This is a genomic window from Methylobacterium sp. E-041 (assembly GCF_022829665.1).
Taxonomy (GTDB): Bacteria; Pseudomonadota; Alphaproteobacteria; order Rhizobiales; family Beijerinckiaceae; genus Methylobacterium.
The window spans coordinates 90,456-105,261 of the sequence record NZ_JAKSYQ010000179.1 but is presented as its reverse complement, the minus strand read 5'-3'; the positions used below and the strand labels follow the sequence as shown (position 1 = coordinate 105,261).

Below are 14,806 nucleotides of genomic sequence, written 5' to 3'. Positions count from 1 at the left end.
TCTGCCTCCTTCACGCTGCCAGATTCTTGGCGAGGGGTTCGGCCGGGGGCGCCGCGGGGCGCCCGAACATCAGGTCGTCGATCTGATCCCCGACCGGCGCGCCGGTGCGGATCAGGGTCTTGCACAGGCCCTGCTCGCCGATGTCGCCGACGAAGACCGCGCCGATCAGGCGGTCGCGCTCGACCAGGAGCTTGCGGTAGAGGCCGGCGCCCGGATCGCTCATCACGATCGCCTCCGCGGTGTCGGGCGTGTCGACCACGCCCGCGGAGAACACCGGCAGCCCCGAGACCTTGAGGCTCGTCGAGAGCGCCGTGCCGGAATACTGGGCCTCGAGCCCGGAGAGGTGGCGGCTCAGGGTCTCGGCATGCTCGTAGGCCGGCTCGACGAGGCCGTAGACCATGCCGCGATGCTCGGCGCATTCGCCGAGCGCGAAGATCCGCGGGTCCGAGGTGGTCATCCGGTCGTCGACCTTGATGCCGCGCCCGGTCTCGATCCCCGCGCCCTGCGCCAGGGCGAGGTTCGGGCGCACGCCCACCGACATGACGACGAGATCGGCCGGCAGCACCGTGCCGTCGGCCAGGATCAGGCGCTCGACGCGGCCGTCGCCCTCGACGCGGTCGGTGTCGGCGTTGAGCAGGACCTTGACGCCGCGCGCCTCCATCGCCCGGCGGACCAGGGCGGCCGCGGAATGATCGAGCTGCCGCTCCATCAGCCGGTCCATGACGTGGAGCAGGGTGGTGTCGACGCCGAGCCGCGCCAGCCCGACCGCCGCCTCCAGCCCAAGCAGGCCGCCGCCGATGACGATGGCCTTGGCGTGCTGGACCGCCGCCTTCCGGATCGCCGACACGTCCGCCAGGTCGCGGAACGTGATGATGCCGGGCAGGTCCATCCCGGGCTTGGGCAGACGGATCGGCACGGAGCCGACCGCGAGCACCAGCTTGTCGAACGGCAGGACGTGGGTCTCGCCGACCACGACCAGCGCGTTCTCTCGGTCGACCTGCGTGGCGGGGGCGCCGGTGATCAGGCGGATGCCGTGGCTCTCGTACCAGTCGAGCCCGCGGAAGGCGCAGGCCGCCTCGTCGACCTCGCCGCCGAGGAGCGAGGACAGCAGCACCCGGTTGTAGGCGGCCACCGGCTCGGCGCCGACCACGGTGACGTCGTAGCGGCCGGGCGACCCTTCGGTCAGCCGCTCGAGAAACCGCAGAGAGGCCATGCCGTTGCCGACCACAACGAGCCTCTCGCGCGGGATCTCCGCGGCTGGAACCTGATCCGTCTGGGCTGTGAGCATCGGTGGAAGGGTCTCGTCCTCGATTGCGCCGGGCACGTCCGCCACGAAAAAAGCCGCCGCCGATCGACCTCCCGGCAAGCGTCGCCGCCCGCGAGGAGACATCGGTTCAGCGGCCTCGCTGACGGTGCTGCCCGTCGTCGTTGACGGGTCGGATCACCTCAGCAGGTTCCGTGCCAGTTCGGCGGGACGAGGCTCGCGCGCTCTGCCGGGCACGGCCGAGCGGTCGGTGCCCGGTTTCGCGCGGAGGGTGTGCGCTGCACAAAGATGAGGCGAATGAAGCCCGATCGGGCAGGGGCCCACGATGCACCCTCGACTTGACCGCGCAGCGTCGCGGGCCCGTCGAACGGAGAGGACGCTCGGCGGGGGTGCGCGAGCGTCCAGGAGGCTTGTGCCCGGCGGGTCGGCTAGATGAGGGTCGAGAGGGCTGCCATCAAGCCGACGACGGGGACGGCGCCGATGAGGAGGGCCCACCGCCAGGGGTGCGCTGCCCGCGCCCGCCGGTTGTCGTTCATCGCCCGGGGCGCGCGGCCCCGGTGCCGGACATAGGCCGAGAGGTCCACGCGTCCGCGCGAGGCGGGAATGGACGAGGCGGTGTCGAGCTTGCGGCAACCTGGCATGGCATGACGATAACGACGTCGCGGCCTCCGCGTTCCGTTTCCTCGCAGGCGATTCCGTCGGATGCGGGCGTCCCGCAGGTCTCAGGCGGGGGATAGTCCGGCCGCCGCGTAGAGATCCGGGCGGTAGACCGCCTCCGCGGCGGGCAGGAGGTCGTCGAGCGGCCCCTGCCCGGCCGCCTTCATCTGCGCCAGAACCCAGCCGGCATGCGCGGCGCGCGGCTCCTGCGCCGCCGCGTCGAGGCGCAGGTAGTCGGGGGCCTCGCGCTGCAGACCCGTCCCGTCGAGGACGATCGTGCCCTCGAGGGTGCGGGCGATCAGGGCGGGATCGAGGTTGAGATAGGCCCGCCGCGCGAGCCGGTGGGCGAGCTCGGAGCGGTTCGCCGGGTCCGCGCACCAGCGCCCTGCCCTGGCGACGGCCCGCACCAGGGGCGGGATCGCGCCGTCGAGCCGCGGCGCGACCGCGAGGACCTTCTCGGGCGCGTCCGGCGCCACCTCGCAGCCGAGCGCGGCGATGCGCCCGAGGCCGGCCGCGACCGCGACCGCGTTCCAGGGCGCGCCGGCGCAGAAGCCGTCGACGATCCCGCGCGCCAGCGCCTCGACGCTGTGCTGGGGCGGCACCGCCACCAGCCGGACGGCGGCCGGGTCGAGGCTGCCGGCCTCGGCGAACAGCCGGAGCTGATAGGTGTGCGAGGAGAACGGGTGGACGGTGCCGAGCGTCAGCGGCTTGCCGGCCTGCCTCCGCGCGCGCGCGATCCGGGCGAAGGCGCGGGCGACGTCGGCGAGGCGCTCGCTCTCGGGCGCCATCGCCGCCCAGAGGCTGCCGGACAGGGTGATCGCGTTGCCGTTCAGGCTGAGCGACAGCGGCACGATCAGGTCGGAGGGCGGCCCCGACAGCCCGAGCGCGCTCGCCAGCGCCAGCGGCGCCAGGATGTGTGCGGCGTCGAGGTAGCCGAGCGCCAGCCGGTCGCGCAGCGTCGCCCAGGACGGCTCGGCGGTGAGGTCGAGATCGAGCCCTTCGGCGCGGGCGAAGCCCATCTCGTGGGCGGCGATCACGGGGGCCGCGTCGCAGAGGGGCACGTAGCCCAGGTGAAGTCTCATCTGCGAAGTCTCATCGCGCCCTCATCCGAGCAGGTCGGCCGCGGTGACGATCGCCCGCGCGATGTCGGCAATCTTCCGCTTCTCGTTCATCGCCTTCTTGCGCAGCTGCTTGTAGGCCTCGTCCTCGGACAGGCCCTTCATGCTCATGAGGATGCCCTTGGCGCGCTCGATCAGCTTGCGGTCGGCGAGCTCGCCCCGCGCCTCCGACAGCTCCCGCTGCAGCCGCGAGAACGCGTTGAAGCGCAGGATCGCGATGTCGAGGATCGGCTTGATCCGCTCGGGCCGCAGGCCGTCGACGACGTAGGCCGAGATCCCGGCATCGACCGCCGCCTGCATCATCGTGGCGTCCGAGCGGTCGACGAACATCGCCACCGGCCGCTCGACGTGGCGCGCGACCCCCGACATCTGCTCCAGGATGTCGCGGCTCGGGCTCTCCAGGTGGATCACCACCACGTCGGGGGCGAGCGCGGCGACGCGCTCCATCAGGTCGGCGGTGTCGGCCATCACCACGACGCGGCCGATCCCGGCGGCGCGCAGGCCCTCCTCCAGGATCGCGGCACGCGCCCGGCTCGGATCGATCACGGCGACGGTGAGGCTGGTTTCGGTCATCGGGGCCCGGCGTTGGGCGGCAAACGGGGCAGCAAGTCGGGGCAGCAAGTCGGAGCGTGGCCGCGACGCATGCCGCCGGCCGTGTCGCAAGGCAAGCGGCGTGCCCCGTTCCGGCGGAAGCGCCGCGCCGAGGCGCTCGCCCCGCGGCCCTGATCGCGCCGCGCAACCGAGCGGAAAGGAAACGGTCCAGCTTCCGCCGCAAATGCAGGGCACCTCTGTGGCCGTCGCGACGGTGCGGAGGTTCGAAGGATCGGATGTCGAAGCCAGACCCCTTCGCGGCCCTCGACGGTGGCGGTTCCGGCCGCCTCTCCCTCCCCTTCCTCCCGACCCTGGTGACGGCGCTCGTCCTCGGCGCGGGCTCGCTGATCTGCCGCGAGCCGGCTCCGACGCCGCCCGCTCCGGTTCCGGCGGCCTCGGTCGCGCCCCACGCCTTCCATGCGGCGGCTCCGGTCGAGGCCGCCCTGCCCCGGTTGCCGGCCGCCATCGCCTTCGCGCAGGTGCCGCCGAGCTTCGTCCTGCCGGAGATCCGCACCGCGGCCGCGCCGCATCCGGTCGCCCGGGTGGCGACCGCCGCGCCGCTCCGGCGCGCCTGCACCGCCCCGCGCTGCGCGGAGGGGCCGCCGCGCCGGCCCGACCCGTTCTCCGAGATCGTCCGGCCCGCGCCCGTCGAGGCGCAGGCGCAGGCCCGCGACGGCCTGCTGCCGGACCTCGCCCTCCCCTTCGCCCCGGCCGCGCGCGTCGTCGGGGATGCCGCCGCCTACCTGCGCAGCGGGGCCTCGTCGCTCGGCAGCTCGGTCGCGCTCCTGGTCGACCGCCTGAACTGAGGCGGCCCGGAATTCCGCGTGATGCTGCAGTGCGGCCGCCCGACCGGGGCCGCGATCCGACCCGCACCGCCCCCACCATCGGATTTCCCGGGCGCGCCCTGGACCGCATCGCGTCGTCGACCTAGGTGCAGTGCATCGGACGGCTGCTGTCGCCGGCCGCGACGGATCCGCTTCATGGCCGCACGCATCGAGGATTACGCGCTCATCGGCGACGGCCGCACCGCCGCGCTGATCAGCCGGCAGGGCAGCGTCGACTGGCTGTGCTGGCCGCGCTTCGATGCCTCCGCCCTGTTCGCCTCCCTCCTCGGCACCGAGGAGCACGGATTCTGGCGCCTCGCGCCGCAGGCCGGGCATGTCGAGACCACCTGGGCCTACCGCGAAGGCAGCCTCGTTCTGGAGACCCACCACAAGACCCGCGAGGGCGAGGTCCGGGTCATCGACTACATGCCCGCCGGCGACGGATCGCACCTGATCCGCCTCGTCGAGGGGCTGCACGGCCGCGTCGCGATGCGCATGGATCTCGCGATGCGCTTCGATTACGGCTCGGCCGTGCCGTGGGTGTCGCACAACGAGCTCGGCGACCTCCGGGCGATCTCGGGCCCGCACAAGGCGGTCCTGCGCACCAAGGCGCATCTCAGGGGCCATGGGCAGACCACGGTCTCGGAGTTCACGGTCCATGCCGGCGAGTCGGTCGCCTTCACCCTGAGCTACGGCGCCAGCCACGAGGACGACCCGCCCCCGATCGAGCCGCGCAAGGTGCTGGCCGCCACCGACCAGTTCTGGCGGGACTGGTCCGACCGCTGCGCGAAGGGCACGCCCTGGGACGCGATGCTGAAGCGCTCGCTCCTGACGCTGAAGGCGCTGATCTACATGCCGACCGGCGGCATCGTGGCCGCGCCCACGACCTCTCTGCCGGAGTCGCTCGGCGGCGTCCGCAACTGGGACTACCGGTTCTGCTGGCTGCGCGACTCGACCTTCACCCTGATGGCGCTGATGGATGGCGGCTTCCTCGAGGAGGCGCGGGCGTGGCGCGACTGGCTGCAGCGCGCGGTGGCCGGGAATCCGGAGCAGGCGCACATCCTCTACGGCATCGCCGGCGAGCGGCTGCTGCCCGAGATTGAGCTCGACTGGCTGCCCGGCTACGAGGGCTCGAAGCCTGTCCGGGTCGGCAACGCCGCGATGTCGCAGTTCCAGCTCGACGTCTACGGCGAGCTGTTCGACGCGCTCTACCAGGCGCGGATGCGCGGCATGCCGACCGACAAGGACGGCTGGCGCGTGGGCCTGGCGATCATCGCACATCTGGAGAAGGTCTGGAGCGAGCCGGACGAGGGCATCTGGGAGGTGCGCGGCGGCCGCAAGCACTTCGTCCATTCGAAGGTCATGGCCTGGGTCGCCTTCGACCGCGCGATCCGCAGCCACGCCGGCCAGCCCGGCGCCCCCGACGCACCGGTCGCGCGCTGGAAGGCGATCCGCGACCGGATCCACGCGGAGGTGTGTGAGAAGGGGTTCGACCCGGAGCTCAACAGCTTCGTGCAGTATTACGGCTCGAAGCAGCTCGATGCGAGCCTGCTGCTGATCGCCCATATGGGCTTCTTGCCCCAGGACGACCCGCGCGTGGTCGGCACCGTCGAGGCGATCGGCCGGGACCTGATGCGCGACGGCTTCATCCTGCGCTACGACACGCAAGGGCAGACCACGGACGGGCTGCCCGGCAACGAGGGCGCGTTCCTGCCCTGCACGTTCTGGTACGCCGACAACCTGATCGGCCTCGGCCGCCGCGCGGAAGCCCGCGCGCTGATCGAGCGCCTGATCGGCATCTGCAACGACCTCGGGCTCGTGTCCGAGGAGTACGACGGGAAGGCCCAGCGGCTGGTGGGCAACTTCCCCCAGGCGTTCACGCATGTTGCGCTCGTGAACACCATCCTCAATTACAGCCGGGCCGAAGGGCCTGCGAAGGAGCGGGGCGGCGCCGACGATTCGGATGCGCCCGCCGGCCGCGGGCCGGGCGCGCAAGTTTCGCGTGAGCACGATCCACGCGCGGTCGCGAGCAGTCTCGCGCCGCAGTGACGACAACGGGAAAGACGACACCATGAGCGGAGCAGACACCGCGCCCAAGACGGCGCTTTCCGAGATCGACAAGCTCTCGATCGACACGATCCGCACGCTGGCGATCGATGCGGTGCAGAAGGCGAATTCGGGACACGCCGGCGCACCGATGGCGCTGGCGCCGGTCGCCTACACCCTGTGGAACCGCTACCTGCGCTACGATCCGGCGCATCCGCACTGGCCGAACCGCGACCGCTTCGTGCTGTCCTGCGGACACGCCTCGATGCTGCTCTATTCGCTGCTGCACCTCGCCAACGTGGCCGAGACCGACGGCGGCAACGCGCCGGCCGTGACGCTCGACGACATCAAGTCCTTCCGCCAGCTCGACAGCCGCACCCCCGGCCACCCGGAATACCACTTCACCACCGGCGTCGAGACCACCACCGGGCCGCTCGGCCAGGGCGTGGCGAACTCCGTCGGCATGGCGATGGGCGGCCGCTACCTCGGCGAGCACCTGAACAAGCCCGACCTGCCGCTGTTCGACTACAACGTCTACGCGATCTGCTCGGACGGCGACCTGATGGAGGGCGTCGCCTCCGAGGCCGCCTCGATCGCCGGGCACCTGCGCCTGTCGAACCTGTGCTGGATCTACGACAACAACACCATCACCATCGAGGGCCACACCGAGCTGGCCTTCGGCGAGGAGGTCGCCACCCGGTTCCTCGCCTACGGCTGGCAGGTGCTGCGGGTCGCCGACGCCAACGACGTGCACGCGATCTCGGCCGCGATCGAGACCTTCCTGCAGTCGAGCGACCGGCCGACCATCATCGTCGTCAACTCGATCATCGGCTTCGGCGCGCCCAAGAAGCAGAACACCGCGAAGGCCCACTCGGACGCGCTCGGCGAGGACGAGGTCAAGGGCGCCAAGCGCGCCTACGGCTGGCCGGAGGACGCGCAGTTCCTGGTGCCGGACGGGGTGCAGCAGAACTTCGCCGACAACATCGGCAAGCGCGGGGCCGAGCTCTACGACCAGTGGCAGGGCTTCCTAACGGCGGCCAAGGACGCCGACGCCGAGCACGCGGAATCGCTCGACGCCTTCTTCGAGGGCCGCCTGCCCGAGGGCTGGGACCGGGACATCCCGGTCTTCGAGCCCGATGCCAAGGGGCTCGCGACCCGCGAATCCTCCGGCAAGGTGCTGAACGCCATCGCCCAGCACGTGCCGTTCATGCTCGGCGGCTCGGCCGACCTCGCGCCGTCGAACAAGTCGAACCTCACCTTCGAGGGGGCGGGCTCGCTCACCCCGTTCGAGCCGGGCGGCCGCAACATCCACTTCGGCGTGCGCGAGCACGCCATGGGCTCGATCGTGAACGGGCTCGGGCTCTCCGGCCTCCGGGCCTACGGCGCGACCTTCCTGGTCTTCGTCGACTACATGCGCCCGGCGGTGCGGCTCGCCTCGCTGATGGAGCTGCCGGTCTTCCACATCTTCACCCACGACTCGATCGGCGTGGGCGAGGACGGGCCGACCCACCAGCCGGTGGAGCAGCTCCTGAGCCTGCGCTGCATCCCCGGGCTCGTGACGCTGCGCCCGGCCGACGCCAACGAGGTGGCCGAAGCCTACCGCGTGATCTTCTCGCTGAAGGACCAGCCGGCGGTGCTGGCCCTCTCGCGCCAGCCGCTGCCGACGATCGACCGCACCAAGTTCGCCAGCGCGTCGGGCGTCGCCAAGGGCGGCTACGTGCTCGCGGGCGGCGACGCCACGCCGGAGGTGATCCTGATCGGCTCGGGCTCCGAGGTGCAGCTCTGCATGCAGGCCTACGAGAGCCTAGTCGCGGAGGGGGTGACGGCGCGCGTCGTCTCGATGCCGTCCTGGGACCTGTTCGAGCGCCAGGACGAGGCCTATCGCGAGAGCGTGCTGCCGCCGGCCGTGCTGGCCCGCGTCGCCGTGGAGCAGGGCTCGGCGATCGGCTGGGACCGCTACGCGGGCTCGGCCGGCACGATCATCGGCATGCACACCTTCGGCTCCTCGGCGCCGATCAAGGACCTGCAGGCCAAGTTCGGCTTCACCCCGGAGAAGGTGCTGCTGGCCGCCCGCGACCAGATCGCCAAGCACCGGGGCGCGCGCAAGCCCTAGCGGCCGCGACCCGGGTCTGCGTTCCGTGCCGGAGCCAAGACCCGGGTCGTGTGTTTGATCCCCAGAACATATCGACCAAGACATACCGACCAAGACAGACCCGCCGAGGCCGGCCGACCAGGCCCGGCCGGCATCGACGACGTGAAGACCGACGATCTGCGAGGCATCGACATGAACGCGCTCAAGGCCCTGCACACCGAACAGGATCAGGCGGTCTGGCTCGACTTCGTCGCCCGCGGCTTCATCGCCAAGGGCGAGCTCAAGGCGCTGGTCGAGAACGACGGCCTGCGCGGCGTCACCTCCAACCCGTCGATCTTCGAGAAGGCCATTGGCCATTCCGACGAGTACGATGCCAGCCTCAAGGGCGTGATGGAGCAGGGCGACAGCCGCGTCATCGACCTCTACGAGGGCCTGGCCATCGCCGACATCCAGGCGGCGGCCGACGTGCTGCGCCCGGTCTACGAGGCGTCCGACGGCGCCGACGGCTACGTCAGCCTCGAGGTGTCGCCCTACCTCGCCCTGCAGACCGAGGAGACGCTGGAGGAGGCCCGCAGGCTCCACAAGGCGGTCGGCCGCGACAACCTGATGGTGAAGGTGCCGGCGACGCCGGAGGGCATCCCGGCGATCCGCCAGCTCACGGCGGAGGGCATCTCGATCAACGTCACCCTGCTGTTCTCGCAGGGCGAGTACGAGAAGGTCGCCCGCGCCTTCGTCGAAGGGCTCGCGGAGCGTGCCCGCAACGGCGGCGACGTCTCGCGGATCGCCAGCGTCGCGAGCTTCTTCATCAGCCGCATCGACGTGCTCGTCGACAAGCTGCTGGACGAGAAGATCGCGGCGGCCAACGACCCCGACCAGAAGGCCGCCCTGGAGCACCTCAAGGGCAAGGTCGCGATCGCCAACGCCAAGCTCGCCTACCAGCGCTACAAGGCGGTGTTCGGGGAGGCCGCGTGGACGGGGCTCGCCGAGAAGGGCGCCAAGGCGCAGCGGCTGCTCTGGGCCTCGACCGGCACCAAGAACAAGGCCTACCGCGACGTGCTCTACGTCGAGGAGCTGATCGGCCCGAACACCGTCAACACCATGCCGCCGGCGACCATGGACGCGTTCCGCGACCACGGCGAGGTCCGCAACGCGATCGAGGAGGACGTGGCCGGGGCGGAGGCCGTGATGGCGCGCCTTTCCGAGGCCGGCATCGACATCGACGCGGTGGCCCGGCAGCTGGTCGAGGAGGGCGTGCAGCTGTTCATCGACGCCGCCGACAAGCTGCTCGGCGCGGTCGCCGGCAAGCGCGTGGCGCTGCTCGGCCACCGGCTCGACGGCCAGAGCCTCAAGCTCGGCGACGCGCTCGCGACCGAGACCGGCAAGGCGGTCGAGGCCTGGCGCGCGAGCGGCGCGATCCGCCGGCTCTGGGCGCACGACACGACGGTCTGGTCGGGCGCCGACGAGGACAAGTGGCTCGGCTGGCTCCGCATCGTCGAGGACGAGCTGGAGCGCGCCGACGCCTACGCCGCGCTCTCGGCCTGGGTGCGGAGCCGGGCGTTCAGCGACGTCGTGGTGCTCGGCATGGGCGGGTCGAGCCTCGGCCCGGAAGTGCTCGGCCTGACCTACGGCAACCGCGACGGCTTCCCCAAGCTCTCGATCCTCGACTCGACCCATCCCGACGAGGTCCGTGCGCTCGAGGCCACCCTCGACCTGCCGCGCACGCTGTTCATCGTCGCCTCCAAATCCGGCTCGACGCTGGAGCCGAACGTCTTCCGCGACTACTTCCTGGCGCGGATGAAGGCGGTCGTCGGCGACCGGGCCGGCGCGCATTTCCTCGCGGTCACCGATCCCGGCTCGGCCATGGAGAAGGCGGCCGAGGCCGACGGCTTCCGGCAGATCTTCCACGGCGTGCCGCAGATCGGCGGGCGCTACTCCGTGCTCTCGGCCTTCGGGCTGGTGCCGGCGGCCTGCATCGGCATCGACGTGAAGGATTTCCTGGAGCGGGCGCGGATCATGGTGCGCTCCTGCGGCCCGGCCGTGCCGCCGACCGAGAACCCCGGGGTGCTCCTCGGCGCCGCGATGGGCACCGCGGGGCTGGCCGGCCGCGACAAGGTGACGATCGTCGCCTCGCCGGCGATCGCGAGCTTCGGCGGCTGGGCCGAGCAGCTCATCGCGGAATCGACGGGCAAGCAGGGCAAGGGCCTGATCCCGATCGACGGCGAGCCCGTCGACGTGCCGGCCGCCTACGGCCACGACCGCGTCTTCGTCTACCTGCGCCTCGACGGCCATGCCGACGAGCGCCAGGACGAGACCCTGCGCGGCCTGGAGCGCGACGGTCATCCGGTGGTGCGCATCACCCTCGACACGGTGGAGCAGCTGCCGCAGGAGTTCTTCCGCTTCGAGATGGCGACCGCGGTGGCTGGTGCCCTGCTCGGCATCAACCCGTTCGACCAGCCCGACGTCGAGGCGAGCAAGATCGAGACGAAGAAGCTGTTCGAGGCCGCCGAGGCGAGCGGCGCGCTGCCGCCCGAGACGCCGGTGTTCGAGGACGAGACCATCGCCCTCTACGCCGACCCGGCCAATGCCGGCGCGCTGCCGGCGGCGACGGACGGCCTCGAGGCCGGGCTCAAGGCGCAGGTCGCCCGGCTCAAGGCCGGCGACTACCTGGCGCTGCTCGCCTACGTGCCCCGCAACGCGGCGAACCACGCCACGCTGCAGCAGGCCCGCCTCGCGATCCGCGACGCGAAGCACGTCGCGACCTGCCTCGAGTTCGGGCCGCGCTTCCTGCACTCGACGGGGCAGGCCTACAAGGGCGGCCCCGACAGCGGCGTGTTCGTGCAGATCACCGCCGATCCGACCGAGGATCTCGCGATTCCGGGGCGCAAGCTCGGCTTCGGCACGGTGGTCGCGGCGCAGGCGCGCGGCGACCTGTCGGTGCTGTCCGAGCGCGGGCGCCGCGCCTTGCGGATCCACATCAAGGGCGGCGACGTCCCGGCGGGCCTCAAGCGGATCGCCGCGGCCCTGACCGCCGCCGCGGGCTGAGCGACCCGACGCACGATCGCGCCCGGCTCCGCCACGCGGGCGCCGCCGGGCATGAGGGGCCCGACCCCGATAGAGTCTCAAACGGAGTGCCAAACCAATGCAGCTCGGCATGATCGGCCTCGGCCGGATGGGTGGCAACATCGTCCGGCGCCTCCTCCGCGACGGGCACACCGCGGTGGTCTTCGACCAGAACCCGGAGGCGGTGAAGGCTTTGGTCGAGGCCGGCGCGGTCGGCGCCGACAGCCTGGAGGACTTCGTCGGCAAGCTCGACGTTCCGCGGGCCGCCTGGGTGATGCTGCCGGCCGGCGCCATCACGGAGGGAACCGTCAAGACCCTGTCCGGCCTGATGCAGGCCGACGACGTGATCATCGACGGCGGCAACTCGTTCTACGGCGACGACGTGCGCCGCGCCGGCGAGCTCAAGGGCAAGGGCATCCACTACGTCGACGTCGGCACCTCGGGCGGCGTCTGGGGGCTGGAGCGCGGCTACTGCATGATGATCGGCGGCGACACCGCCGCCGTCGGCAGGCTCGATCCGATCTTCGCGACGCTGGCGCCCGGCATCGGCGACATCCCGCGGACGCCGGGCCGCGAGGGGCGCGACCCCCGCGCCGAGCAGGGCTACATCCATGCCGGCCCGAGCGGGGCGGGCCACTTCGTCAAGATGATCCACAACGGCATCGAGTACGGGCTGATGCAGGCCTATGCCGAGGGCTTCGACATCCTCAAGCACGCCGACAGCGAGAACCTGCCGCCCGAGCGCCGCTTCGACCTCAACCTCGGCGACATCGCCGAGGTCTGGCGCCGCGGCAGCGTGGTTTCGTCCTGGCTCCTCGACCTGACGGCGAACGCGCTGGCGACCGACGAGAAGCTCGACGACTATTCCGGCTACGTCGAGGATTCCGGCGAGGGGCGCTGGACGATCAATGCGGCGATCGAGGAATCCGTCCCGGCCACCGTGCTCTCGAATGCCCTCTACCGCCGCTTCCGCTCGCGCGAGGACGCCTCCTACGCCGACAAGATGCTGTCGGCGATGCGCAAGGGCTTCGGCGGGCACCAGGAGCCCAAGAAGTCATGACGGCCGCGCTGCCGCCCGATGCCGTGGTCCTGCCCGATGCCGACGCCGTGGCCCACGAGGCGGCGGAGCGCCTGATCGCCGCCTGCGAGGCCTCCCGATCCGAGCGGATCGCGATCGCCCTGTCCGGCGGCTCGACGCCGAAGCGGCTCTATGCGCTGCTGGCCGGCCCGGACCATGTCGGCCGCGTGCCGTGGGACCGGGTCCACTGGTTCTTCGGCGACGACCGGGCGGTGCCGTGGGACCACGCCGACAGCAACGTCCGCATGGTCCGCGAGGCCTTCGGCCACGGCACGGCGGTGCCGGCGGCGCACCTGCACTTCATCCCGACCGACGCGGGGCCCGAGGCCGCGGCCGAGACCTACGCGCGCACGCTCCTGGAATTCTACGGCGCCGACCGGCTCGATCCGGCCCGCCCGCTGTTCGACTGCGTCCTGCTCGGGCTCGGCGAGGACGGACACACCGCCTCGCTGTTCCCGGGCAAGCCGGCCCTGTCCGAGACGGCCAGGCTCGTCGCCCCCGTGCCCGAGGCCGGGCTCGCGCCCTTCGTGCCCCGCGTGACGCTGACCTATCCGGCGCTCGCGTCCTCCGCCCTGGTCCTGTTCCTGGTGAGCGGCGAGAGCAAGCGCGCGGCGCTCCGGCGGCTCGCCGCGGGCGAGGATCTCCCGGCCGGGCGGGTGACGAGCCAGGGCCGGATCGCCTGGCTGCTCGATGCGGCCGCGGCCGCGTGACGGGATCGCCCCCGCGGGCCGCAGCCGGCCCCTGACCGGCGGCCCGCGGGGATCGGCTCAGCGATGGCGGCGGTGACGACGCATCATCGGCCTGCGTGCCGTCATGCTGCCCATGCGCGCGGTCCGATGCTGGCCGGCGAAGGTGCTGTTGCCGGTCGCCGCCGCGTTGCGGTCGAGGCCGTCGCCGGCGGCGGCGTGGCCCGGCAGGCTCGATCCTGCCAGGAGGCCGAGGGCCAGCGTCGCGCCGAGGAGGAGGGTCTTCATGTCGGGATGGCTTTCTCGAGGATGCGATCGTCGTGCCCGAACGGGCTTCGGACAGGCGGGTATCCATCCGCTCAAGGCATCGTGACCGACGGCACCGGGGGAGATCCGAGGCGGGCGCCTCGCCCACGAAGTCCCGCGGCGGCGATGCACCTGCGGCCATGGCGTCGGGGGGCGGTGCTCTGCTAGGTCAGGCGTCTTCGGGACGGGCGAGAGGGACGCTATGATCGACGGGGTGCGGATTCTGGTCCTGGCGGCGCTCGCCGGCGTCGCCGTCGCGGGGCCGGCCACGGCGCAGGGCGCCAAGCCCGCCTTCGTGTTCACCGGCATCCCCGACCAGGACGAGAGCCGCCTGGTCGAGCGCTTCGGCAAGGTTGCGGCCTACCTCGAAGGCAAGCTCGGCGTGCCGGTGACCTACATCCCGGTGAAGAACTATCCGGCGGCCGTCACCGCCTTCACCAACGGGCAGGTGCAGCTCGCCTGGTTTGGCGGCTTCACCGGCGTGCAGGCCCGCAAGGCCGTGCCGGGCTCGCAGGCGATCGCGCAAGGGGCCGAGGATGCCGCCTTCAAGACCTACCTCATCGCCAACGCGAAGACCGGCCTTGCGAAGGCGGCCGACTTCCCGAAGGCCATCGCCGGCAAGAGCTTCACCTTCGGCTCGCGCGCCTCGACCTCGGGGCGGCTGATGCCGGAATACTTCATCCGGCAGGCCTTTCCCGGCAAGACCCCCGAGCAGGTCTTCCCGACGGTGGGCTTCTCGGGCGATCACAGCCGGACGATCCAGCTCGTCCAGTCGGGGGCCTTCGCCGTCGGCGCGGTCGACTACTCGGTCTGGGATCTCGACACCAAGGCCGGCAAGGTCGACCCCAAGGCGGTCTCGGTGATCTGGGAGAGCCCGACCTTCCCCGACTACCAGTGGACGGTCCGCGGCGACGTCGACGCGATCTACGGCGAAGGCTTCACCGCGGGGCTGAAGGCGGCGCTCGTCGGCATCACCGATCCGGCGATCCTCGCGCCGTTCGGCCGCTCGAAGTTCATCCCCGTCGACAACGCGGCCTATGCGCCGCTGATCGCGGTGGGCCGGTCGACCGGCCTGCTCGACTGA

The 14,806-nt window shown here is 71.8% G+C and carries 11 protein-coding genes; 7 read left to right on the top strand and 4 right to left on the bottom strand.

Going from position 1 to position 14,806, the window contains the following annotated elements; genetic code table 11:
* Nucleotides 1–10: 10 nt before the first annotated feature.
* From MKK70_RS16015 to MKK70_RS16005, 3 genes are all read right to left on the bottom strand, one after another.
* Nucleotides 11–1,288 (bottom strand): NAD(P)/FAD-dependent oxidoreductase, encoded by a 1,278-nt coding sequence (locus MKK70_RS16015; RefSeq protein ID WP_147727642.1) that lies wholly within the window; start codon nucleotides 1,286–1,288, stop codon nucleotides 11–13.
* 698 nt (nucleotides 1,289–1,986) lie between these two features.
* On the bottom strand, nucleotides 1,987–3,003 hold the full coding sequence (locus tag MKK70_RS16010; RefSeq protein ID WP_243948843.1) for a CmpA/NrtA family ABC transporter substrate-binding protein: 1,017 nt from the start codon (nucleotides 3,001–3,003) through the stop codon (nucleotides 1,987–1,989).
* A gap of 21 nt (nucleotides 3,004–3,024) precedes the next feature.
* Entirely contained in the window at nucleotides 3,025–3,612 is a 588-nt protein-coding gene (locus tag MKK70_RS16005; RefSeq protein ID WP_147729847.1) for an ANTAR domain-containing response regulator, read from the bottom strand.
* Nucleotides 3,613–3,866: 254 nt separating this feature from the next.
* Here MKK70_RS16005 and MKK70_RS16000 point away from each other — a divergent pair, with 254 nt between their 5' ends.
* From MKK70_RS16000 to pgl, 6 genes are all read left to right on the top strand, one after another.
* Complete coding sequence (locus tag MKK70_RS16000; RefSeq protein WP_243948842.1) at nucleotides 3,867–4,436, top strand: hypothetical protein; 570 nt, start codon at nucleotides 3,867–3,869, stop codon at nucleotides 4,434–4,436.
* Between the two features lie 174 nt (nucleotides 4,437–4,610).
* Nucleotides 4,611–6,503, top strand: a complete 1,893-nt coding sequence (locus MKK70_RS15995) for a glycoside hydrolase family 15 protein (RefSeq protein WP_243948841.1) — start codon at nucleotides 4,611–4,613, stop codon at nucleotides 6,501–6,503.
* 22 nt (nucleotides 6,504–6,525) lie between these two features.
* Entirely contained in the window at nucleotides 6,526–8,613 is a 2,088-nt protein-coding gene (gene tkt / locus MKK70_RS15990) for a transketolase (RefSeq protein WP_243948840.1), read from the top strand.
* A 171-nt stretch (nucleotides 8,614–8,784) separates the two neighbouring features.
* Complete coding sequence (locus tag MKK70_RS15985; RefSeq protein WP_243948838.1) at nucleotides 8,785–11,634, top strand: bifunctional transaldolase/phosoglucose isomerase; 2,850 nt, start codon at nucleotides 8,785–8,787, stop codon at nucleotides 11,632–11,634.
* 97 nt (nucleotides 11,635–11,731) lie between these two features.
* Nucleotides 11,732–12,712 (top strand): phosphogluconate dehydrogenase (NAD(+)-dependent, decarboxylating), encoded by a 981-nt coding sequence (gnd, locus tag MKK70_RS15980; RefSeq protein ID WP_243933167.1) that lies wholly within the window; start codon nucleotides 11,732–11,734, stop codon nucleotides 12,710–12,712.
* Entirely contained in the window at nucleotides 12,709–13,440 is a 732-nt protein-coding gene (pgl, locus tag MKK70_RS15975) for a 6-phosphogluconolactonase (RefSeq protein WP_147841739.1), read from the top strand. The genes gnd and pgl overlap by 4 nt, the downstream gene beginning before the upstream one ends.
* Nucleotides 13,441–13,497: 57 nt before the next feature.
* On the opposite strand, the gene MKK70_RS15970 is transcribed toward pgl, so the two are convergent.
* A complete protein-coding gene (locus MKK70_RS15970; protein WP_147841738.1) occupies nucleotides 13,498–13,704 on the bottom strand; it encodes a hypothetical protein in 207 nt (68 codons plus the stop codon).
* A gap of 232 nt (nucleotides 13,705–13,936) precedes the next feature.
* Here MKK70_RS15970 and MKK70_RS15965 point away from each other — a divergent pair, with 232 nt between their 5' ends.
* Nucleotides 13,937–14,806, top strand: a complete 870-nt coding sequence (locus MKK70_RS15965) for a putative selenate ABC transporter substrate-binding protein (RefSeq protein WP_243948837.1) — start codon at nucleotides 13,937–13,939, stop codon at nucleotides 14,804–14,806.